Annotated in this window: 25 protein-coding genes; 12 read left to right on the top strand and 13 right to left on the bottom strand. The window is 57.2% G+C overall.

The window, feature by feature from the left end:
• Positions 1-10: 10 nt before the first annotated feature.
• Genes ACE3MN_RS12895 through ACE3MN_RS12875 form a run of 5 tightly spaced genes read right to left on the bottom strand, consistent with a single transcriptional unit; the run spans position 11 to position 3,788 of the window.
• Positions 11-1,321, bottom strand: a complete 1,311-nt coding sequence (locus ACE3MN_RS12895) for a PTS ascorbate transporter subunit IIC (RefSeq protein WP_154922919.1) — start codon at positions 1,319-1,321, stop codon at positions 11-13.
• Complete coding sequence (locus tag ACE3MN_RS12890) at positions 1,318-1,605, bottom strand: PTS sugar transporter subunit IIB (RefSeq protein ID WP_004136384.1); 288 nt, start codon at positions 1,603-1,605, stop codon at positions 1,318-1,320. The genes ACE3MN_RS12895 and ACE3MN_RS12890 overlap by 4 nt, the downstream gene beginning before the upstream one ends.
• 25 nt (positions 1,606-1,630) lie before the next feature.
• The gene (locus ACE3MN_RS12885; protein WP_004136382.1) at positions 1,631-2,074 is read right to left on the bottom strand and encodes a PTS sugar transporter subunit IIA; all 444 of its coding nucleotides are present in this window, start codon (positions 2,072-2,074) and stop codon (positions 1,631-1,633) included.
• Entirely contained in the window at positions 2,067-2,807 is a 741-nt protein-coding gene (locus tag ACE3MN_RS12880) for a creatininase family protein (protein WP_049089759.1), read from the bottom strand. Before ACE3MN_RS12880 ends, ACE3MN_RS12885 begins: the two co-directional genes overlap by 8 nt.
• Before the next feature lie 9 nt (positions 2,808-2,816).
• Complete coding sequence (locus ACE3MN_RS12875) at positions 2,817-3,788, bottom strand: phosphotriesterase (RefSeq protein WP_082237120.1); 972 nt, start codon at positions 3,786-3,788, stop codon at positions 2,817-2,819.
• A 435-nt stretch (positions 3,789-4,223) separates the two neighbouring features.
• On the opposite strand from ACE3MN_RS12875, the gene ACE3MN_RS12870 reads away from it, so the two are divergent.
• Entirely contained in the window at positions 4,224-4,472 is a 249-nt protein-coding gene (locus ACE3MN_RS12870) for a hypothetical protein (protein ID WP_004136375.1), read from the top strand.
• Positions 4,473-4,508: 36 nt separating this feature from the next.
• On the opposite strand, the gene ACE3MN_RS12865 is transcribed toward ACE3MN_RS12870, so the two are convergent.
• Complete coding sequence (locus ACE3MN_RS12865; protein ID WP_049100428.1) at positions 4,509-5,402, bottom strand: oxidoreductase; 894 nt, start codon at positions 5,400-5,402, stop codon at positions 4,509-4,511.
• Between the two features lie 146 nt (positions 5,403-5,548).
• On the opposite strand from ACE3MN_RS12865, the gene ACE3MN_RS12860 reads away from it, so the two are divergent.
• The gene (locus ACE3MN_RS12860) at positions 5,549-5,773 is read left to right on the top strand and encodes a YdcH family protein (RefSeq protein ID WP_004136373.1); all 225 of its coding nucleotides are present in this window, start codon (positions 5,549-5,551) and stop codon (positions 5,771-5,773) included.
• A 45-nt stretch (positions 5,774-5,818) separates the two neighbouring features.
• Here the strand turns inward: ACE3MN_RS12860 and ACE3MN_RS12855 are convergent, their stop codons facing one another.
• From ACE3MN_RS12855 to ACE3MN_RS12835, 5 genes are all read right to left on the bottom strand, one after another.
• A complete protein-coding gene (locus tag ACE3MN_RS12855; protein WP_004136371.1) occupies positions 5,819-6,655 on the bottom strand; it encodes an alpha/beta fold hydrolase in 837 nt (278 codons plus the stop codon).
• A 302-nt stretch (positions 6,656-6,957) separates the two neighbouring features.
• Entirely contained in the window at positions 6,958-7,392 is a 435-nt protein-coding gene (locus ACE3MN_RS12850) for a cyclophilin-like fold protein (RefSeq protein WP_024358123.1), read from the bottom strand.
• Between the two features lie 4 nt (positions 7,393-7,396).
• Positions 7,397-8,197: a carboxymuconolactone decarboxylase family protein gene (locus tag ACE3MN_RS12845; RefSeq protein ID WP_049130296.1), complete on the bottom strand. Its 801-nt coding sequence runs from the start codon at positions 8,195-8,197 to the stop codon at positions 7,397-7,399.
• Between the two features lie 21 nt (positions 8,198-8,218).
• A complete protein-coding gene (locus ACE3MN_RS12840) occupies positions 8,219-8,815 on the bottom strand; it encodes an NAD(P)H-dependent oxidoreductase (protein WP_024358121.1) in 597 nt (198 codons plus the stop codon).
• 98 nt (positions 8,816-8,913) lie between these two features.
• Positions 8,914-9,822 carry a LysR family transcriptional regulator gene (locus tag ACE3MN_RS12835; RefSeq protein ID WP_004136364.1) on the bottom strand — a complete coding sequence of 303 codons (909 nt, stop codon included), beginning with the start codon at positions 9,820-9,822 and terminating at the stop codon, positions 8,914-8,916.
• 210 nt (positions 9,823-10,032) lie between these two features.
• On the opposite strand from ACE3MN_RS12835, the gene ACE3MN_RS12830 reads away from it, so the two are divergent.
• The 3 genes from ACE3MN_RS12830 (at position 10,033) to ACE3MN_RS12820 (ending at position 11,730) form a co-directional block, all read left to right on the top strand.
• Complete coding sequence (locus ACE3MN_RS12830; RefSeq protein ID WP_004136362.1) at positions 10,033-10,632, top strand: dienelactone hydrolase family protein; 600 nt, start codon at positions 10,033-10,035, stop codon at positions 10,630-10,632.
• A complete protein-coding gene (locus ACE3MN_RS12825) occupies positions 10,632-11,204 on the top strand; it encodes a DUF1349 domain-containing protein (protein ID WP_004136360.1) in 573 nt (190 codons plus the stop codon). Before ACE3MN_RS12830 ends, ACE3MN_RS12825 begins: the two co-directional genes overlap by 1 nt.
• A gap of 133 nt (positions 11,205-11,337) precedes the next feature.
• A complete protein-coding gene (locus ACE3MN_RS12820; RefSeq protein ID WP_024358118.1) occupies positions 11,338-11,730 on the top strand; it encodes a VOC family protein in 393 nt (130 codons plus the stop codon).
• Positions 11,731-11,910: 180 nt separating this feature from the next.
• Here the strand turns inward: ACE3MN_RS12820 and ACE3MN_RS12815 are convergent, their stop codons facing one another.
• Positions 11,911-12,513 carry a DJ-1/PfpI family protein gene (locus ACE3MN_RS12815; protein ID WP_004136356.1) on the bottom strand — a complete coding sequence of 201 codons (603 nt, stop codon included), beginning with the start codon at positions 12,511-12,513 and terminating at the stop codon, positions 11,911-11,913.
• A 208-nt stretch (positions 12,514-12,721) separates the two neighbouring features.
• The gene (locus ACE3MN_RS12810; protein WP_049130294.1) at positions 12,722-13,348 is read right to left on the bottom strand and encodes a DUF1062 domain-containing protein; all 627 of its coding nucleotides are present in this window, start codon (positions 13,346-13,348) and stop codon (positions 12,722-12,724) included.
• 366 nt (positions 13,349-13,714) lie between these two features.
• Here ACE3MN_RS12810 and ACE3MN_RS12805 point away from each other — a divergent pair, with 366 nt between their 5' ends.
• From ACE3MN_RS12805 to ACE3MN_RS12775, 7 genes are all read left to right on the top strand, one after another.
• Positions 13,715-14,746, top strand: coding sequence for a LacI family DNA-binding transcriptional regulator (locus ACE3MN_RS12805; RefSeq protein WP_049089755.1), 1,032 nt, complete (start codon positions 13,715-13,717; stop codon positions 14,744-14,746).
• A 255-nt stretch (positions 14,747-15,001) separates the two neighbouring features.
• Entirely contained in the window at positions 15,002-15,955 is a 954-nt protein-coding gene (locus ACE3MN_RS12800) for an ABC transporter substrate-binding protein (RefSeq protein ID WP_004136350.1), read from the top strand.
• A gap of 66 nt (positions 15,956-16,021) precedes the next feature.
• Positions 16,022-17,554, top strand: coding sequence for a sugar ABC transporter ATP-binding protein (locus tag ACE3MN_RS12795; RefSeq protein ID WP_004136348.1), 1,533 nt, complete (start codon positions 16,022-16,024; stop codon positions 17,552-17,554).
• Positions 17,541-18,560 carry an ABC transporter permease subunit gene (locus ACE3MN_RS12790; RefSeq protein WP_004120114.1) on the top strand — a complete coding sequence of 340 codons (1,020 nt, stop codon included), beginning with the start codon at positions 17,541-17,543 and terminating at the stop codon, positions 18,558-18,560. Before ACE3MN_RS12795 ends, ACE3MN_RS12790 begins: the two co-directional genes overlap by 14 nt.
• A 77-nt stretch (positions 18,561-18,637) precedes the next feature.
• Entirely contained in the window at positions 18,638-20,005 is a 1,368-nt protein-coding gene (locus ACE3MN_RS12785; RefSeq protein WP_102649781.1) for a hypothetical protein, read from the top strand.
• On the top strand, positions 20,005-20,949 hold the full coding sequence (locus tag ACE3MN_RS12780) for a carbohydrate kinase family protein (protein ID WP_102649780.1): 945 nt from the start codon (positions 20,005-20,007) through the stop codon (positions 20,947-20,949). The genes ACE3MN_RS12785 and ACE3MN_RS12780 overlap by 1 nt, the downstream gene beginning before the upstream one ends.
• A 219-nt stretch (positions 20,950-21,168) precedes the next feature.
• Complete coding sequence (locus ACE3MN_RS12775; protein WP_165775014.1) at positions 21,169-21,309, top strand: hypothetical protein; 141 nt, start codon at positions 21,169-21,171, stop codon at positions 21,307-21,309.
• The last annotated feature ends 225 nt before the right edge of the window (positions 21,310-21,534 follow it).

Below are 21,534 nucleotides of genomic sequence, written 5' to 3'. Positions count from 1 at the left end.
CCTCCCGATATCAGAACGTCAGCATGCGGGTTAAAAGATGAATGACCGGCGCGAGGACAAACATATCACTGTCGCCCGCCCACAGCGCGGTATCCGGGATCGTTCTGTCGATAAAGCCGGTGACGCAGAAATACTGCCCCCAGGCGACCACGGTGGAGGTGATAAACCCCGCCAGCAGCGCGCCTTTATAGCCTCCGGTAATATTGCCGAAGACCCCCGCCGTCCCGGCGTGAAAGAAAATCACGATCATGCTGGGAATAAAGACGTAGCCGGTATAGCGGCCTATCAGGGTCAGCCACAGCAGCGAGCCAACAAACGCGCCGACAAAGCCCAGCACCACCGCGTTTGGCGCAAAGTTGAACAGTATCGGGCAGTCGAGCGCCGGTTTTGCGCCGGGGACCAGCCGCGAGCCGATGCCGTTAAACGCCGGCACCATTTCGCCAATAAACATCCGTACGCCAAGCAGCACCACGGCGATGCCGCCGGTAAACATCAGCGATTGTTTGAGGGCATAAATGTAGAAACTCAGGTCGCCCGATTGCGCCAGGATCTCCGCGGCTTTCGGCGTACCTTTTATCTGCAGAATAAAGGTGCCAATAAAGAACAACAGCGCCATGGTTAACGCGGTCACCACGTTGGAATCGCGCAAAAAACCGAGCTTTTTAGGAACTTTAATATCCTCGGAGCTGATTTTGTTGCGGGCAAATATCTGGCCGAAAATCGCCCCCAGCAGCGCGACCGAGGCGGAAGTATGCCCCAGGGCCACGTTGTCGTTACCGGTGATTTTCCGCACCCAGGGCTGAACCAGCGCGGGCTGTAAGGTCCAGTACACGCCCATAATAACCGTCAGCATCAGCGTCAGCTGTACTGCGGAAATAGCGGGCGCGGTGTTCACCATCACTCCGGCAAAGATCATCGTGGTCCAGAACATCATATGTCCGGTCAGGTAGATGTACTTAAAGCGCGTCAGCCGGGCCAGCAGCAAATTAATGGCGAATCCGCCGGCAATGGCGATGGTCACGCTGCTGCCGTAGCGTTCGCTGAAGCGCGCCTGGCCGATAATATTGGTCAGGTTCATCGAGCTCAGCCCGAAGACTTCGGTCCAGATCGGTTGAAATATCAACAGCGCGGAGACGATAATCCCGGCCCCCGCGCCGATGATCAGAAAGCCCAGGATCCCCTTCAGCGTGCCGGACACAATATCCGCCAGCGATTTCTTTTGCAGCACCAGGCCGAGCAAGACAATCAGGCCAATTAAAATCGACGCTTCACCAAAGATATTGATGGTTATCCAGCGCAGTACGCCAAGAAACTCGCTCATGATGGCTCTCCCGCGGGCAGAATGTTCGCCTGCGTCAGCGCCGCGGTGATTTCCGCGTTGTCGATATAGTTGTTCACCACCACCACCGGGCAGGACAGATGCTTAAGGTTATCTACCAGTTCCGCGTTGGTTATCACCACATCGGCGTTGGCCGACGCGGCGGAAGAGACATCCATATGTTCCACGGAGGCCTGAATCCCGTGCTGTTTTAACACCGCCTCAACGTTCATTTTTAAAATCAGGCTGGAGCCCATACCTAAACCACAGACTGTCAGAATTTTCATCGCTATTCACTCCGTGTTAATCACGCTACAAACGCTGCGAGCCGCTGGCTAACAGCCGATAAAGTTGTTCTGGGTCGCGAGAATGCATCAGGGTATGCAGGTTATTTTCATCGCTGAGTACGGTGACGATATGCTGGATAAGGCGGATATGCGCATCGCTGCTGGTTGCCGACAGGCCCAGCACCACCTGCACCGGATCGTTTTCCGCATGACCAAACGCCAGCGGTTCGCGCAGCCTGATCGCGCTGATCTGCGCTTTCATCGCCCCCTGTTCCGGGCGGGCATGCGGCAGGGCCAGCCCGGGGGCAATGACAAAATACGGGCCCAGCTCGCGGTAGCTATCGACCATTGCCTGGACGTATTGCGGGCTGCAGGCTCCCGCGCGGCACAGCGCGTTCCCCGCCTCGCGGATGGCCTCTTCCGGGCTGTTGGCCGCACAGTCGACGTTTATTGCCTGACGCTCAATCATGAGAGGCTCCTTGCGCTAAATGCTGGCGGATGGAAACCAGCGTGGTCTCCAGCGCCCGCTGGACAAACGCGCGCCCTTTCTCTTCGCTGGCGGCAGTCGGATCGCCCAGCACCGCATAATCAGAGAACGCGGTCCAGGGTATCGGCTGATAACGAAAATTCTGCGGAAAATCAGGATAGTGTTGCCGAGCTTCTGTCATGTTGACGAATTCCGGCGCTAGCGCCAGCATCAATGAGGTCTCGACTTCGTCGGCATGCATATAACCGGGATAAGCCACCGCCGAGGTTTGCCGCTTTTTTACCTCCTCATCCATCCCCGCCCAGCTGTAGCCAAGTAGCGTGATGCCCTGCTCCTTAAGCTGACGGGAAGCGGCTTTAATGGCGTCGAAATTACCGTAATGCGCGTTAATCACCGCCGTGGTGGTGATACCGTAGCTGGCCATGTTTTCCGCCAGCGACACCAGCAGCGAGGTCAGCCGCTCATTACCGATATCAATCGCGCCCGCGTGGCCGCGCAGGGACCAGACCTGGCTGTAGGAAACGACCGGCAGGCTCAGGGCGCACTCGCCCAGCTGGTCATCAAGCAGCGCGCAGAACCGCTCGGCCAGCAGGTTATCGGTATCCAGCGGCAGGTGGTCGCCGTGCGGTTCGACGGCGCCGAGCGGCAATAAGGCTATCCGCGCCTTTTGTAGCGCCCGCCTGGCCTCGCGTTCGTTTAAATGATGCAGCTTCATGACGTCTCCTCAGGCAAAAGCGAGGTAACGAGCCGGGTTGTCGACGAAAAAATCGTGCAGCAACGCTTCGCCGTCAAATCCGGCTTCCCGCGCCTCTTCAAGGAACCTTGGCCGCCAGTCGTTAAGGATGAACTTCAGCCCCAGCCCCCCCTTGCCGTAGTGCACGCTCATTGATTTACGGGCAAAATCACCGCCGATTAAAATCTGTTTTTGATAACCCCGCTGGCACAGCGCCAGGATGGCCTGGGTGCGGATATGCTCAGGGTGGTATTTGATGCGGCTGATACCGTCGAAAGAGAGAAACGCCCCGGTGTTGGCGATCTGACGGTGCAGCCAGGGATCGGGGTTGCGATCCATATGAGCAAAACATAAGCGGGATAAATCCAGCCCCCATTTTTTGAAGATCCGCGCCTGCTCGAGTCCCATCGTCCCCATTTCCGTATGGCTGTGCATTGGCGCGCCGGTGCGCTGCTGGGCGCGAACGATAACCTCCATGGTTTTTTCTTCCAGCGGGGAAATGGTGTTGTAGCCGGTGCCGCACTTCACCACGCCGGCCCGATGCGCGGTGCCCTCTATTCCCTCTGTGACCTCGCGACAGACGTGCTCAACCAGTTCATCAATCTCTGAATGTTCGATCCACTCGGCAAAAGTCTGCGCTGAGCCTGGCCGCTTGCTGCTCCAGAGAAAACCTTTGTTGAAACCGGCGGTGGCGATGATGTGCAGCTGCTGGCGCTGCGCCATGGCGGCGACGGCTGCGGCCTGACGACCATAGTCCGGCGCGGTGGCGTCATAGATGGCGCGGCCGCCCGCCTCACGAAAGTCGCTTAATTCACGCTCTGATGCCTGCGGATCGTCGAGTAACAGATCGTCATCCTGACGCTCGGCCCAATAGGGCGGAATACAGTAGATATGGTCGTGGCTGTAGGTGACACCCAGCTGATGAGCGGAAATATCCCCGTTTAACGTTCGAATGATGCCCATGTTACTTACTCCCCGGAACGGATAAGAAGGTGCTTTCAACATAGGCCCGCCCCACTTGACCAGTCAAGTGATCAAGTTCGCATCGGTCATATAAAATTTCTATCTGTGAGGGCGGTAGATATTTAAAACGCGATAACGGCGCAGTACACCGGTGACTTTCAGGCAACAGAAATAATATCTGTAAGAGGATCGTGCCGGGGACGATAAAGTGACGTTGTCACATATAAACTCTTCAAAGGGAATACCGCTGCTTATGGAAAAAATCGCTTTCCCCACAAGGGTGTGACGCATTTTATTTATTATAAACAATAAGTTAAATAAATAATCAGCACACTTCATCTCAGGCTAATAATCAACATCATTGATTAAAATGTTTAATTGAATGAATCGATAAAAAGAGTATTGTTAAAAACAATGATGAGCGGAGATAAATAAATGTTACGTGATTTTTTGAAGGTAGAAAAAGAAGATCGTCTGGTCGAACAACAGGACGCCAGCAGCGATAAAGTTAATTCAACGGACGTCACCGAATGGATTATTGTGAATAAAAATGGCGATAAAAAAGGCCGGGTGGCGTTATTCAATCAATTTACCACCCGTCGTTCCTATTGCGTGAATTACCGCATCACCCAGTTTGATAATAGCGGCAACGTGGTTGTCGACCGGCTGGCGGAATCAATCTGATCCCGGGAAACGTTATCACGCCGGTGTCCCGCGCCTTTAGCCCGGGCCGTCGCTGGCGGCGGCCAGCAGCGGCACAATCACATCGCTGAGCGGCGTGGGGATATGGTGAATACGACCATATCGCTGCACGACCCCGTTGCGAATATCCCACTCCAGCGGCAGCCCGGCCTCGCGATCCGTAAGTATTGAAGTGCTTAAATCCGGGGGCGCGCGATGGAAACCGGCGAGAATTTCCTGCGGCACGCCGTCGCCCAGGCTGGCGCCTGCGGCGCGCGCCACCGTCAGCCCCTCCTGCAGATAGGCTAAAGCCAGCGCCGTGATATCTTCGCGGGCAAACATCCCTGCCCGCCTCCCCGTCAGCACCATCAGACCAGCGACCGCATTTTGCAGCAGTTTCCGCCACGCAACGGAGAGGAAATCAGCGCTAACGTCCACTTCACAGCGGGTGTCCCGTAGCGCATGCTTCACCCGTTCAGCCCCCTGGACATCGGGCAGCGTCAGCCGCGGTTTCGCCCGCAGCCAGACTGACGCCTCGGGTTCACGCTGCGCCGGGAACCAGACGACCGATGGCAGCACGGTCGCTTCCGCTACGTACGGTGCGAACTGCGTCTTTTGTTCAACGCCGTTCTGGAGCACGCAGACAACCGTGCGATCGTGGCATAGCGCTTTCAACCACGGCGCAATCGCCGTAATTTGCGTCGCTTTTACCGCCACAAAGACCAGGTCGAACGGCGCGACGACCGATGCCGGTTCCGTCACGACGGGCCCCGGCACCACAATCTTCCCGCCATCGAAACGCAGCGACAGCTGCGGATGCGCGCGGCGACCGCATACCAGAGGCGTACGGCCAACCTCGTGCAGCGCAGCGGCGATGGTGGTACCGATTGCGCCCGGGCCTACCAGCGCAATGGTGGGTTCTTCAACTGTCATCTATGCCTCCAGGCCGCTTCCGGCCCCTGAGATTCAATGGGTATGTAACATAAACGCGACTTCGTTCGCATTACCATTTTATTCATATGGGTAATCTGAATGTGTGTGTCAGCGTACACACTTATCACCATCAACAAGGAAGGTACATGTTTCCAGAATACAGAGAGCTAATTTCTCGATTGAAAACCACGCACCCGCGCTTTCAGTCGCTATTCGAAAAACATAATGCACTCGATCACGACATTTCCCGCATAGAAGGAGTCGATGGCAAAGGATACAGTCTCGAGCTCGTACATATGAAGAAAGAAAAACTTCTGTTGAAGGATGAAATGCTGAAAATCCTCCAGCATGAAAGCCTGAATCAGGCCTGAAGTGTGTGATAAGGCCGCCGGATGGCGGCCTTTCTTATCCCGCAGCTACGCGCGGATAAACGCCAGCAGATCGGCGTTAATGACATCGGCGTGCGAGGTATGCATACCGTGCGGAAAGCCGGGGTAAATTTTTAGCTGGCTGTTCGGCAGCAGCTTATCCTGCAGAATGGCGGCGTTTTGATAAGGCACAACCTGATCGTCATCGCCCTGCATCACCAGCACCGGTAGCGTAATGGCTTTTAAATCCTCGGTCTGGTCCGTTTCAGAAAACGCCTTAATCCCATCATAATGCGCCTTCGCGCTGCCGGTCATTCCCTGACGCCACCAGTTCTGAATGGTGCCCTGCGACACCTCCGCGCCATCGCGGTTAAAGCCGTAGAACGGCCCGGACGCCACGTCGAGATAAAACTGTGAGCGGTTGGCGGCCAGCGCTTTGCGAAAACCATCAAATACCTCGATTGGCGTACCGCCAGGATTACTCTCCGTTTTTACCATCAGCGGCGGAACCGCGCTGATCAGCACCGCTTTGGCCACACGACCCTGCGGCTGACCATACTGCGCAACGTAGCGCGCAACCTGCCCGCCGCCGGTAGAATGGCCGATATGCACGGCGTTATGCAGATCCAGATGTTCCGCCACCGCCGAAGCATCGGCGGCATAATGGTCCATATCATGACCTTCACTTACCTGATCGGAACGACCGTGACCGCGTCGGTCAATCGCAATCACCCGGAAGCCTTCTGCCAGGAAAAACAGCATCTGGTTATCCCAATCATCGGCGCTCAACGGCCAGCCGTGATGAAATACGATCGGCTGCGCCTCCTTCGGGCCCCAGTCTTTAAAGAAAATATTGACGCCGTCTTTGGTTGTCACAAATGCCATGTTACAAACTCCTCTATTGAGAAAACAAGGCTGCGGGCCTGACGCCTGCAGTTAGTCGGGGGTAAAGGCTGGATGTTCTGTCCGATGACGATAGTGTCTCGTTAGGTTTGAAAACGACCTGGCTGGAAAAGTGTAGATGATTTTCGCCGATGCGGGAGGCGCGGTTGGCAGATAATCCTCAGCGGGCGGCAATGGCTACGGCAGAATGGGATATCGCAACGCAATGAAACTGTCCAGAGCCTGGACAGTTTCATTCATCATGCTGAAGTGAAATAACGATCTGTTTATTTAACGCGCTATGCCTACTCAACATACCGGCTGATGGTCACCGTCGCTGTGCCCGGCTGGTCAAGCGATTTAAGCCCCTCGACCACCCGGCCAAGCTTTATCAGCCCGGACGATTGGCGAAAATCCTCGCGAAAAATGGCCAGATTGCCCCACGGCGCGTAATAGGCGATGTCGCCGCGCCGTGGGGTTAGCGATGCGCCAGGATCCGCCTGGCGCAACTTAGCCGGCAGCCAGGCGATTTTTTCCGTGGAACCATAATCCTCAAGCTTCACCGTCATCGGCAGCTGTGCCAGGAACTCATTAGCCGCTGCGCTCTCATCCAGCAAACCGACTACCGTCGTTGCGTTAAACGCAAACTGAATCTTCACTCCGTTCTCCTGCCCGGCAGAGAATGCCGCGCCCGTTGTTGCCATAAAAATGATTAGCGTGGCGCTAAGAGAGTTGAACATCCGCTCACCCTGCCAGGCCGCGAGCGCGCAGGACTTCACTGACCACCGCTACCGCCGAAAAGGCGTTTGGCCAGCCGGCATAGAAAGCGGCATGCGCAACGACCTCTCCCGCCTCTTCCGCGGTGAGGCCGTTATCCATCGCCCGGTTAAGGTGGTAGCCAATTTGCGCGCTTTGCCCGGCGGCAATCAGCGCGCTGACCGTCACCAGGCTGCGGTCGCGCGGCTTCAGCCCCGGGCGCTGCCACAGGTCAAGAAACAGCGGTTGCGTTGTGAACTTCACCAGCCCGGGGGAAATCGCGCCGACGTTCTGCTCTACCGTTGTTGAGCGCTGCTTTTCCATCGCCTGATTAAGAGGAAGCAGCTCCGGGGACGCCGAAGCCAGCTGCTCGCGGCCAATACCGCGCGCGATAAAAATATCTTTCGTCACCGCAACGGCGGACATCGCGTTAGGCCAGCCGGAATAAAAAGCCAGATGAGTAACGATCTCGGAGATTTCAGCCGCTGTGACCCCATTATCCAGGGCAACGTCAACGTAATGTTTTAGCTCCGCGGGCTGGTGACGGGCGATAAGGATCGCTACGGTCACGATGCTGCGATCGCGGCGCGAGAGTTCATTTCGCGCCCAGAGGTCCTCTGTCAACACCTCGCTGCCGAAACGGGCAAGCGCGGGCGCGACGGATTGAACATCTTCAACGGACAACTGGGTTGGGCTAAATGGAGCCATTTTTTCACCTCTTTTTTCTTCAGCCAGGACGGGAGCGCCCAGCATCAACGACATGGCGGCAGCGGTAATAAAAGCTTTCACGATAAATTCCTCATCGGCATATTAATTCGTCAACCTTTCCACCAGCTGGCGCTGGTACTCAGGAAGCCGGCGGCGGCTGGCATTCTCAAAAGCCAGCGGGGGAAGCCAGGTCATGCCCGCATGCAGCGCGCTGGCCTTCATCGGCGTAAAGACGTCGGCCAGGCTGACGCCGATCCGCCCGGACTCGCCGTAGGTGGATTCACCTCCCGCGGCCGTCGTCACGATCATCATCTCTTTGCCCTGCCATATCCCCGGCCCCACGCTACCCCAGGTATTGTTCAGCCAGGCCTTCATCATCGGCGTGATGTTGAACCAGTGGGTCGGGAAAATAAAAACGACGCGCGCGTGTTCCCGCATAAGCCGTCGCTCTTCATCGGCATTGATGTTTCGGCTGTCAAAGCCGTAAAGCGCCTCGAGATTGCGTACGGTCACGCCGGGCACGCTTCGCGCAGCCTCCTCCAGACCTTTGGTCATGACCGATTGTTCAGGATAAGGATGGGAGACAATAACCAGCGTGTTAGCCTCGGCGGCACGGCTGGTAGGGGTAAAGCTAAACAGAAACGCGGTGACGGCCAAAAGCCAGAACAGACCGGGAATACAGCGGTGCGAATAGTTCATCAAGCTCTCCTTCTCTTTTGCCACAGGTTAAGGCGCGGAATAAGAAGGAGCCAGCCCTCGCTATCGAATGGGGCTGTGAGTTATTTTCATCAATCGGGCTACAGACCGAGCGGCTTCATTTCCCGCACAAGGGAGATTAACAGGCGCAGCCCGGTGGGAAGCTGATGACGGCTGGAGTAATAGATATAGAATCCCGGTCCGTATGAGGCCCAGTCGGTCAGCACCAGACGCAGGCGCCCGGCGCTGACGTGCTCTGCTATCAGCGGTTCCGGCAGGTACATCAGGCCGAACCCCTGCAGAATGGCCACTACGCCCGTCTCCGCCAGATCGACCGTTAACAGCGGCGGCACTTTGACGGTGAGCTGCTCTTCGCCGCGTTCAAACTCCCATTTATAAATCCGGTTGTTTCCCAGACGATTGCTGACGCAGCGGTGCTGGTGAAGATCGTTGGGATGCCGGGGTTCGCCAAAGCGGGCAAGATATTCCGGCGACGCCGCGACCACCCAGCGCACATCGGCGGACAGGCGCTGCGCCACCATATCTTCCGGCACGGTTCCGCCATAGCGGATCCCGGCGTCGAAGCGCTGTTCCGTGACGTCGACAATGCGATTGCTGGCCACGATATCCAGCTCAATATCGGGATAACGTTCGGCAAAAACCGGCAGTACCGGAGCCAGCAGCAGCGTGGCGGCCTCAACGGCGACGTTAAGCCGAATATGCCCCGCCGGCGAATCGCGGAACTGGTTGAGCTGTTCCATCGCGGCATCGATGGAGGCGACCGGCTCGCTTACCGCGCTGGCCAGGCTCTCGCCTGCCGCCGTCAGGGTGACGCTTTTGCTCGTGCGGTTCAGCAGGCGTACGCCCAGCCGCGCCTCAAACCCCTTCAGGGCGTGGCTTAGGGTCGAGGCGCTCACCCCAAGTTCGACGGCAGCCTTACTAAAACTATGATGGCGCGCGATGGCGCAAAAATAGATAAGGTCGGCCATATCGGCACGGTTCACATTCATACGGCCTCGCTAACGGGGTAAAAGATAAGCTAAAAAAATAACGGTACCTTGATGTCATGCCGCATCGTGGCGATCGTCCGCGAAGGAAAATCAAAGACCTTAATGCACGAGCAACCTGCCGTGCGGTAGGTTTATACTACAGGCTTCAGCCCTGATAAACTGTCCATCCGACCGGTAATAAACCCTATTTTGTCCGCCAGAGGCGCGTTTATGTTACCTGATTGCGATAAAGCCATCGTCCTGCTGCATGAAATCTATGGCCTCAACGCGCATATTCAGCGAACCGCCGCGACCTGGAGAAGCCGCGGTTACGCTGTCTTTACGCCCGCGCTTTTTCCCCACTCTGCGCCTTTTGCTTATGACCAGCAGGACGAGGCCTGGCGCCACTTTTCCGATAACGTCGGATTTGATACCGCCGCCATTGTGTCGCTGCTGGCCGAGCTTAGAGCGAAATACGGCACGCTAATTCTTATCGGCTACAGCGTGGGCGCCACTTTAGCCTGGCTGGCCGCCAGGAGCGGGCTCTGCGACGCCGCGGTGTGCCATTATGGATCGCGGATCCGCCTGTACAGCGACGTTGCGCCCCCCTGCCCGACGCTTGTTATCATCGCCCGCGATGAACCGGCGTTCGATCCCCGCGTCATGCAAAACGAGCTGGAGAAAATTCCCTCCGTGACCTGCCGGATGTTCAATGCGCTGCACGGTTTTTGCGATGCCGACAGCCCGGCATGGGACGCGCGCCTCGCTCAGCAGGCAGACGAGGACACGCTGCGCTTTTTAACGCTTATTCAGCAAACACAGGAGGCCTAATGCATCAGGTATTTCACTGGATTAACGAACCCGCGACATGGTCGGAAGAGGACGGCGTACTCCGCGTAGTCACCGATGCGCAAACCGACTTCTGGCGCGAAACCTGGTACGGATTTGAGCGCTTCTCCGGCCATATCTACGCGACGGAGGCCGCAGCGGATTTCACCTTTCAGGTGCGGGTCCGCGCCGACTTCAGCACCCTGTATGACCAGGCGGGGATCCTGCTTATGCAGGACGCGCAACGCTGGCTCAAGGCCGGTATTGAGTACAATGACGGCGCGCCCGCTATCGGCAGCGTATTGACGCAGGGGAAATCAGACTGGGCGACCGGTGTTTTCCCGGGCGACCCCGGCGAATTCTGGCTGCGTCTGACCCGTCGGGGGGAAGCGCTGCGCCTGCAGTACTCTACGGATGGCCGTCAGTGGCCGCTGCTGCGGCTGTGCCCTTTTCCCAGCGGAGCGGTGAAGATCGGCGTCATGTGCTGCACGCCGCAGCGTAGCGGACTACGGGTTAATTTCCACGATATAGCGCTGCTGCCGCCAAACGAGAAAGATCTGCACGACCTGAGCTGAGTCGCCAGCTCGCGCGCGGGCAAAATCGCGGAATAATCGCGATGAAGGTATGATTTTTAGCCCCCCGGCCTGCATGGCCTCCTCCTTGCTGCTAGATTGGCATCGACCTTCAGACCAACTATGAGGAGGAGCCATGTTTTCTTACATCATGCTCGGCACCAACGATCTGCCGCGCGCGCTGCGTTTTTACGACCCGCTGATGGCAATGCTGGGGCATCCCCAGAGCGGTCGGAGCGATGAAGGCGCATCGTGGGGGACATTCAGCGGAAACAGCACCATCGGACTGTGCGTTGGCAGACCGTTTAACCAGCAGCAGGCGACGACGGGTAACGGCGTGATGGTAGCGCTGAACGCTCGTTCAGTTGAGCATATTCAGCAGCTGCATCAGCTGGCGCTGAACCTCGGGGGAACTGATGAAGGCGCCCCTGGACACCGCCCGCAGTACGGTGAGGGCTTCCACAGCGCCTACGTCAGGGATCCGGACGGCAATAAGCTGGCGTTTGTGTATTACGCAAGCGCAGGCTAAGCCCGCAGAACGAGAGGTTAAGGCAGGGTTCGCGCATGGCGAAACCCTGCGCGTTGCTGAACATCGCGCCGGGCTCGTGCCGCCTGTTTCACCTTCGGCGCTCACCGGTCATTCACGGCGCGCCCACGAGAAAGGCATTTTGTTTCAGCCCGTTGCCGTACAGCAGCGGTCGTCTCTGACTCAGCCTTCAGTAAACATTCCCGACGTAAACGCCGCCCGCATCGCTTCGATTTCGCCCGCCTGCGTCGCGTTTAATGCCGCCAGCATATTGCAGGTAAAATCCACAAAGCCAACCCCATTGGCGGTCACCAGATTGCCGTCGCGAACCGAAGGCACGCTTCGGTAGCGCGCAGCGCCGCTGTAGGCGGAGCCCGCTCTGTTCTGCAGGTAGGCCAGCCCGTTCGAGGTGTGGTCGACATCATTGAGAAAGCCGTGCGCGCCGAGGAATGCCGAAGCATCGCATATCGCGCCAACCACGATCTGCCGGGCCTGCGCTTGCTCTACCAGCGGCACCACCCGCCGGGCCTCTTCTCCCCACCAGTTCATACCGCCCACCAACACCAGCGCGGCGTAATCATCGGGTATCGTCTCGAAGGTATAATCCGGCAGGCAACGGACCCCGCCAATGGACATCACCGGCCCCGCATCCGCGGCAACGGTCCTGACATCATACTGCGGCTCCCATATGCCAAACCCCCGGCGCAGCCCTGGCGCCAGCAGGGCAAACTCCCAGTCGGCATACTCCTCGATGAGCACAAACAACACTTCTTTACGCGTATCCATAAATCTCATTCACTCCCTGGTCAACGGAATTAGCCGTCGCGGCATCCGCCAAGCCCTTCGCTGTCGCGATCGATATTCTCGTCGTGCCGCCGCCACAAACTGTATAAATACACAGTAATGAAGGCAAGGTTAATTTTCCCCTTATGGCAATCCGCACTCATTTTTGCGAGCCTGCTCCCCGGATAGAACCACTATCCGGGGACATTGGCTATCGTCTTCTGCGATCCGGGCCTGCAGACAACGGAATGCGCCTGCGGGCGAGGAGAACCTCCCTGGTGATATAAAGCGTATATCCCTCCGGCCTCAGCCGGGGCGATCGCAACGCCTTCAGGGTGATGCCGCCGATATCTCCCGACGCAAGGCGCTTACGGACAGCGCTACCGCTAAGGCACAGCTGACTTCGCAGCACCGATAGCAGGCTGGTCTGAAAGGCTCGCGCGACGGTAACCTCCACTCTCACCTGAGAAGCGCGAACAAGGCTGATTCGCCAGCGCTCCTTGACCATGAATTCAGGCGATCCTGACGGCGACGCGCGATTACGCCGCAGCACCAGCAGATCGTGAGAATAAGCCTCGACGGCAGATTTATCGTTAGCGATAAGCCGCTCGTAGAGCTGCGGATTGATTTTGCTGATCGGTAAACGAGAGAACAGGCTGATGTTCCAGGTATACGCGCAGCGGACGCACTGATAGATACTCCAGACATCGAGCATCTTTTTTTGTGAATTGACCCGGAAGGCGCCGGATGGGGTGAAATCCTGCTGCCCATGACAGGCGGGGCAGCGTTTGCTAATCAGCTGGTAGCCCACGGGGCTGACGTTCCATGTGACTTTCATGGTGAACCTTTTTTAACCTATACAAAAGCGGATCCGTCGATAACGGACCGTGATTTTTGCGATGTGAAAAATATTTAGAGGATACTTTTCAGTGGGTTAAAAAAAGATTTCCAACACGACTACCCTGTCTGACCGCCAATGAATGGGCCTAAGCGTAACAAAGCGGCTAAGGGTAAAGGCATGCATTAAATCAATAAATACAGAGAATTCATTCATAAACAGCATTGTTTACCTTCTGTTCACAAAACGAGAAGCGGCTCACTGATCAAACAAACCTAAACGTTTATGTTTTGTCTCATAAACGTTTAGGTTAAGGAAATAACCGTTTATATCACGGGTAATTTTCATAAATGCAGAGAGCGAAAAATGCGAAAAGCGACGATGCGGGACGTGAGTGAGGCGACGGGATTTTCAATGTTCACCGTCTCACGCGCGCTTAACGGTGGCGATGGCGTAGCTGATGATAGCCGGGAGCTGATTTTAAAAGTGGCGCGCGAGCTCGGCTACGTCCCTAACCGCGCGGCACAGGCGCTACGCCGTTCGAGCAGAGACTCGGTGGCGGTGATTACGGCCCATGCGTCGAACTCTTACTACCTCAACCTGATGTCCGGGATTCAGCAGATGCTGCAGCCTTCGCAGTGGACCGTGGTGCTTGGCGATATCGCGGTAAACGGGATCTACGACCGGGCGCAGGAAGATCGCATGATTAACCGCCTGATCGAATCGCGGATGGCCGGGATCATTTCGACGGTGACGCTCCAGCCGGAGAGCCTGAGCCTGCTGGCGAAATGGGATATCCCGGTGGTCTTTGTCGACTCTCCTCCCCGCGGCGAGCACAATTTTCCCAGCGTCACCACCGACAATTACCATGCCAGCCTGCTGGTGGGGAACCATCTGGCGCAGCACGGCTATAAAAACTGGCTGCTGCTGATCTACCCGGACCGCTGGACCACGCGTTTTGAACGCGAGCGCGGGATCCGCGAAGCCGCTGAGCAGTGCGGCGCCACGCTTGAAGTCCTGGAAACGGAAAACGACGCGCAGTCGGCCTCTGAAAAACTGAGCCAGTATCTGGCGCGCGGGGAAGCGCTGCCGGACGTGCTTATTGCCGGGAACAACCCTATTCTGCTGGGTTCGCTCAACCAACTCCAGCAGCGCCAGATAGCCATTCCCGGCGATATGGCCCTTATTGCCTATGACGAATTCGACTGGGCACCGCTGTTAAATCCACCGCTCACGGTGCTCAATGAAAACAGTGAAGAGATCGGCAGGCAGGCGGCAGAGATGCTGATTCGCTTAATTAATCAGGAAGGAAAAGGCGAGATAGAGACCCAACTTAAAGTTCCCGCCGAGCTGGTGATTCGCCAGTCCTGCGGCTGTAGAAAAGCCCATAACACTTAAAAAGACACGATTGAGATGGCTGCCCAGACGGCATTGTACGGGCCGACAGACATTGCTCTTGCGGTTCTGTCCTTCCAGCCAAAAAGCGGCTAACCCGAGCGAAACAATTTTGCCGCCACTCTTTCATCGTTTTAGCGTTTTAAATAACGGCTGAATTATTCAGTCGCGATTAAAAAACAACATCAGGGGATTATTTCTGAGGCATCCCCACACCTGGCCGTACCTCGTACCACAAGAAAATGAAAGGAGCAGAATATGACCAAACTTCGTAAAGCATGGCTGGCTATCGCGGTTGCCGCGGTAATCACCACCATGACAGGCTTGGCTCCCGCAGCCAGCGCCGCGCCGCAGGAAAGCAAAAAAATCGCCCGTATCGGATTAATGGTGCAGGACATGTCCAACCCGTTCTTCTCCGCGATGGAGAGAAACGCTAAGCAGGCTGCGGCTAAAATCGGCGCAACCCTTAATGTCCAGGATGCGCAGGTCGATCTGGCAAACCAGAACACGCAGATTGACGCTTTTATTCAGCAGAAAGTGGATCTCATTATTATTTCCGCCGTCGATGAGTCCGGGATCGAACCGGCGATACAGCGGGCAAAAGCCGCCGGCATTATCGTTATCGCAGTCGATACCCCCGCTAAAGGCGCTGACGCGGCGATCATGACCAACGCCATTCAGGCCGGGGAGACCTCCTGCGAGTACCTGTTCAGCCAGATGGGCGGCAAAGGCAAAGTGCTGCTGGTCGATGGGACCCCAATTCAGACCATTATCGACCGCATTAAAGGCTGTAAAAACGTCGCGCAAAAATACCCGGATATCAAAATTGTCGGCCAGCAGGCATCGCGCAACGACCGCGCATCGGGCCTGATGGTCACCACCGATATGCTCACGGCCAACCCGGACGTCTCCGGTATTTTCGGTATGAACGATCCTTCGGCCCTTGGCGCGGTGCTGGCGGTTGAACAGGCGGGCAAAGCGGGCGCGATCAACGTGACCGGCGTCGACGGTAGCCCGGAGGCGGTTGAAGAACTCAAGCGCGGCGGCTCGCCTTTTATCGGCACCGCGACGCAAAACCCGGGAGAAATGGTTCGCCAGGCCATATCGCTTGCTCAGGATATGGTCGACGGTAAGCCGATCGCCTCCCGTACCGTTTTGATCCCGAGCGTACTGGTCACCCGCGATAACGTGGGTAGCTATCCGGGCTGGTAATCACATCGTCACTCTAAGCAGCAACAAACGGGATGACCCTCAGGCTCATCCCTGAGGGCAAAGACAATGGCCGACATATCATCACCTCCCTTACTCAGGCTGGAAGGGATTTCAAAACGCTACGGCGCGACGCTCGCGCTGAACAACGTACGCTTTGATTTATTCGCCGGAGAGGTCCATGCCCTGATGGGGGAAAACGGCGCGGGTAAATCCACGCTGATGAAAATCCTCTCCGGCAACGAGCAGCGCGATAGCGGCGTTATTTTTATTGATGGACAAGCGATTGATATTCGCACGCCCCGGGACGCGCGCAAATATGGTATCGCCATTATCCACCAGGAGCTGAACACGGTGCCGGATATGACGGTGGCGGAAAACCTGTTTCTCGGCCAGGAGCCCACCTCTTTCGCCGGTATTCTCGATCGCAAACGGATGCACCGGGAGGCCAAAGAGAAGCTGAATCGAATTAACGCGGATATCGACCCGCAGGCGCCGCTCGGGTCATTGAGCATCGGGCGTCAGCAAATGGTGGAGATCGCCCGCGCCGTCAGTGAAAACGCGAAAGTACTGGTGCTTGATGAGCCGACCGCCGCCCTGTCGCGGGCGGAGACTCTCCAGCTATACCGGCTGATCGCGCAGATGCGCCAGGACGGCGTCGGCATGGTCTACATCTCGCACCGCATGGAAGAGGTGTGGCAGTTGGCAAACCGGGTCACGGTGTTCCGCGACGGCACGTGGATCGGCACGGAAAACCTCGGCAACGTCTCAACCACCGATATCGTGCGCATGATGGTCGGCCGGCAAATCGTCGATCTCTATCAGCACGAGCCGCGTACGCCCGGCGACGTCCTGCTGGAAGTGCGGGATCTGGCAGGCAGTGCGACCGGCCCGGTCTCCTTTGAGGTCAGCGCGGGCGAAGTGGTGAGCATGTCCGGTCTGGTGGGCTCCGGGCGAACCGAAGTTGCCCGCCTGCTCTTCGGCGCCGATCCGCGCAGCCAGGGAAGCGTGCGCCTTGCCGGCAGGGAGAGCCAGCCGTCAGACCCCACCGCCGCTATTGCCGACGGTATTGGAATGGTGACCGAAGACCGTAAAACCCAGGGACTGTTTCTCGGTCATTCGGTTGAGCACAACATTGATATCAGTTCGCTGGATAACTTTGTCGCCGGCGGCGTGGTTAAACGCAAAACCATCCGCGCCGCCGTCCTTGAGCAGATGCGCAGGCTGCGGCTGCGGGAAAACGCGGTTGAACTGCCCGTCAGCGCCCTGTCCGGCGGAAATCAGCAGAAAGCGGCGCTGGCGCGCTGGCTGCTGCGCGATTCGAGGCTGCTTATCCTCGATGAACCGACCCGCGGCGTAGATATTGGCGCCAAAAGGGAAATTTACGAGCTGATAGACAGGCTCGCTCGCGCCGGCAAAGCCATCCTGGTGATCTCTTCCGATTTGCCGGAGGCCATCGGCATCAGCGACCGCGTGCTGGTCATGCGCGGCGGGCGAATCGTCCACCAGCTCCCCTCATGTTCAGCCACAGAAGAAGAAGTGATGCTGCACGCAACAGGAACCTTTACCAGTCAATCCGGAGAATGCCATGGACAACAATAAACCTGTGACGGAACTGCCGGTCAAAGCGCCGTTTGATTTTGCCAAATGGTGGGACCGGGTGGGGATCTTAATCGTCCTGCTGGTTTTGCTGATCCTCATGTCGACCTTCGCGCCAAACTTTAACCGCGTCGATAATCTGCTGAATATCGCCCGTTCGATTTCCGTCAACGCCATTCTGGCGGCGGGTATGACGTTCGTCATTTTAACCAGCGGTATCGATTTATCCGTCGGGTCGATCGTCGCCGTATCCGGCGTGGTCTCGGTGGTGGCGGCGATGGCCGGGATCCCCGCGCCGCTGGCGATTCTGGCCGGGGTTGGCGTTGGCGCGCTCTGCGGTCTGCTTAACGGCGTTCTCACCGCCTATCTCGCCCTCGCGCCGTTTATCGTCACCCTCGGGACAATGACCTTCCTGCGCGGTATGGCCTACACCATTACCGAAGGGCAGCCTATTGTTTCGAGTAGCCTTAGCTTCCGCGAGCTGGGCAACGGCTATCTTATTGGGATCCCCATCCCGGTCATTATCATGCTGGTGGTTTACCTGCTGGCGTGGTTCATTCTCGAACGCACCCGCTTTGGCCGTCACATTTACGCCGTCGGCGGCAACGCCCAGGCCGCACGCTTGGCCGGCGTACGGGTCAAACGCGTGCTGGCGGCGGTGTATATGATTGCCGGTGTCTGCGCGGGTCTGGCGGGCATTATCTTCGCCGCCAGGGTGATTTCCGCCCAGCCTACTGCCGGAACGGGATATGAGCTGGACGCCATTGCGGCCGTTGTCCTGGGAGGCACCAGCCTCGCCGGTGGCCGCGGGCGAATTATCGGCACCCTGATTGGCTCGATAATACTTGGCGTACTCAGTACCGGTCTGATTCTGCTCAGCGTGCCCTTTTTCACCCAACTCTTAATCAAAGGCATCGTCATCATCCTCGCCGTGGCGATTGACGGACTGAAGCAGCATCCGGAACTGTTTACCTTCTGGCGGAAAAAAGAGATCGCCCGTCCCCGCTAGCTTTCCCTGACGCGTTGTTTATCCGCCGCATCGGCGGCGGGTTTTCGTTTGCTTAAAATCTGATGGAGTACACGCCCATGACATACCACATTACCCTGACGGACCCGATGAATGGCCCCCGGGATCGCGAACCGATTACGTTTACCCTCCCGGAGAGGCTGGCGGAACCTCTGTGGTGGGCCATTACCGACGAGGACGAGCGGATCCTTTGCCAGCGCCTCGAGCATGAATCGTCGGTAAGCAGTACCGCTTTTATCGCGACGGTCAGCTTCAGCGGTACCCTTAAGATGCGGCTTGACCGGCCGCTCACGGCGGCTGAAGTCGATGACATATCCGGTATCCAGACGCTGCCCGGCCGGGAGAGCGACTGTTTTGCGCGCCTCAATACCGGCTGTTTCGATCTGGAAATGTGTCGGGGAACCGCTCAGGGCGTCGGTTCATCAAAATGGGGGCTGCGCCATTTCCGCGCTCTGCAGGACGGCGTCGAACTGCTTCCTTCGGGGAATAACGCCATCGGCGGTTTTTACGGTCCGTTCTTTACCCCGGAGAACGGACTGATTAACCCGCCGGAGCATACCGTCGTTGATATTGAGGTCGTTGAACAGGGTCCGGTCTATCATCACTACCGCATGCGCGGCGCGATCCCCGACGGGTTATTACCGGAGCTGCGCGGTAAGCGCTTCGCCATCGACTGGAAATTTAGCTGGAACACGCCGTGGTTTCAGCGGCGCTACTGGGTGGATGACTTTTCGACGGTGATCAACGGCCGTTCGGTGACCAACAAGATCACCGTCGGCGACGAATTTGAGAGCGGTCCGGGAAACCTGCTGTTCGACCGCTTCGCGGCCTACGGCGGCACCCGCTACCGCGCGGGCGACCCCTACGCCGAAGAGCTGGCGGCGATGGTGGCCAATACCGTCGCCACATCGGAAAATCAAAGCCCGAAATTTGCCGAATTCCGCGAACAGCTCACCGATATGGCTTCTGCCCACTGGGATCTCTACTGGCGGATGTTCTGTCGCTGGGAGCACGTGCTGGATGAAGCGGAGATTCGCGAACGGCTGAGTCAGGTGCGCGCCCGAGCGCATCTTCGGGCCGATCAGACCGAGCGGGAATGGCTGTTGACCGATTCGCCGGTTAACGTTTCCGCCGTCGCGGATGAAACCATCTTCCCCGGGCCGGCCAGTAAAACCGTCGAGTATGATTCGGCTAGCGGCCGGGCGATGATCTGGTGGACCTCCCGCCCCTCCGGCGCGTTTCAGATAGTCCAGCGCCGCCAGTCCGGATGGGTTAACTGGGGCAGCAACGGCGAAAATGAGTGTCCGGAGCTCCCCGTCGGCGTCGAGATCAAGACCGCCTGCGGGATCTTCGCCGAAAACTGGATGCAGATCGCCGATCGGCTGGAAACCCCGCCGGTGGTCACGGTACGTAAAGGAGATAACTGATGATCCTCTGCTGCGGAGAAGCCCTCATCGACATGCTGCCCTGCCAGAGCCGCGAAAATGACCCCGCTTTTACTCCCTGCGTCGGCGGAGCGGCATTTAATACCGCCGTCGCCCTGGGCCGTCAGGGGATGGCGGTCAGTCTGTTTTCCGGTTTATCGGATGACTTTATGGGCGATATGCTGCGCCACACGCTTGACGCATCCGGCGTGGATTATTCGCCCTCAACCCGCGCGCCGCTGCCAACCACGCTGGCCTTCGTCAGGCTGGTAGGCGGTCAGGCCCGCTATACCTTTTACGATGAAAATAGCGCTGGCAGAATGCTGAGGGAAAGCGACCTGCCGGAACTCGGAGATGATGTCGCCGCCGTGTTGTTCGGCTGCATCAGCCTCATCGCGGAGCCGTGCGGCAGCGTTTATGAAACGCTGATGGCGCGAGAGGCGCCGCGCCGGGTGATGTACCTCGACCCCAATATCCGTGAAATTTTCATCGCGGATCGGCAGAAGCACCTGGCGCGCATGAGGCGCATGATTGCGCTGGCGGATATCGTCAAGCTTTCCGATGAAGACCTCGCGTGGTTTGCCGAACCCGGCGAAGAGCATGAGGTCATCCGCCGCTGGCTGGCGCTGGGACCAAAGCTTATTGTGGTTACCCGCGGGGCCGACGGCGCCGATGCCTGGACCGCAGATTTTCATCTTCACGTTCCCGCGATTCGCGTCGCGGTGGCCGATACTGTCGGCGCGGGAGATACGGTGAATGCCGGTATTCTCGCCAGCCTTTCGCAGGCCGGGCTTCTTGAAAAAGAGAAGCTAGTGACACTGTCACGTGAGCAGGTTCGCCGCGCGGTCGATCTGGGGATGCGCGCCGCCGCGGTGACGGTTTCCAGGCCAGGAGCTAACCCGCCCTGGGACCATGAACTCCGAAGTCAGCAGAGACCAGGCCTGTAAACAACGGAAAACCGGATGAGGGTCTGCAACCGCGCGTATCGACGGACCCTTATCATTAGCTTTTATGGATATGATTTAGGTCCCAATTATTGAATGAAAGCTAAACCAGCTTCATTTATTCATGGGTTATTGCCGACTAATCCATTAATATCAGGCAATTAGATCGGCATTCAATTTTTGCCCTTCTCGCTAATGGACATCAGGGACAGGAGGTCAATAATGAAAATGAATCAATGGTTTGTACGTTTGCGTAATACTCCCATTCCGCAGCGCAAGCTGCATCCGGCGAAATGGCTGACGCTGATCGCCTTTCTGCTGCTGCTGGCGCAGCTGGCGGTAGAGTCTTTGCTCTCGGTATAAGCACAATAAAAATGGGCTTTAGTGTCAAAGCGCGCCAGCACTAATAAGATTAAACTCAAATCTAATTCGTGATAAGCATCTCAGTTTATCAACAACGGCTAGACAGAAAGAACTCAGGCATGCTAGTAATTAATTCAAGCAAGGGAACGGATTTAAATTAAACGCCATTTAAACCCTACCCATAAGGCTGAAAAATTAATTGATAATGGTTTGGCTTACTGAACG

Source organism: Klebsiella grimontii, from assembly GCF_042137965.1.
Classification (GTDB): Bacteria; Pseudomonadota; Gammaproteobacteria; order Enterobacterales; family Enterobacteriaceae; genus Klebsiella; species Klebsiella grimontii.
Note: the sequence above shows the minus strand (reverse complement) of the source record. Positions and strands in the feature narration are given on the sequence as shown.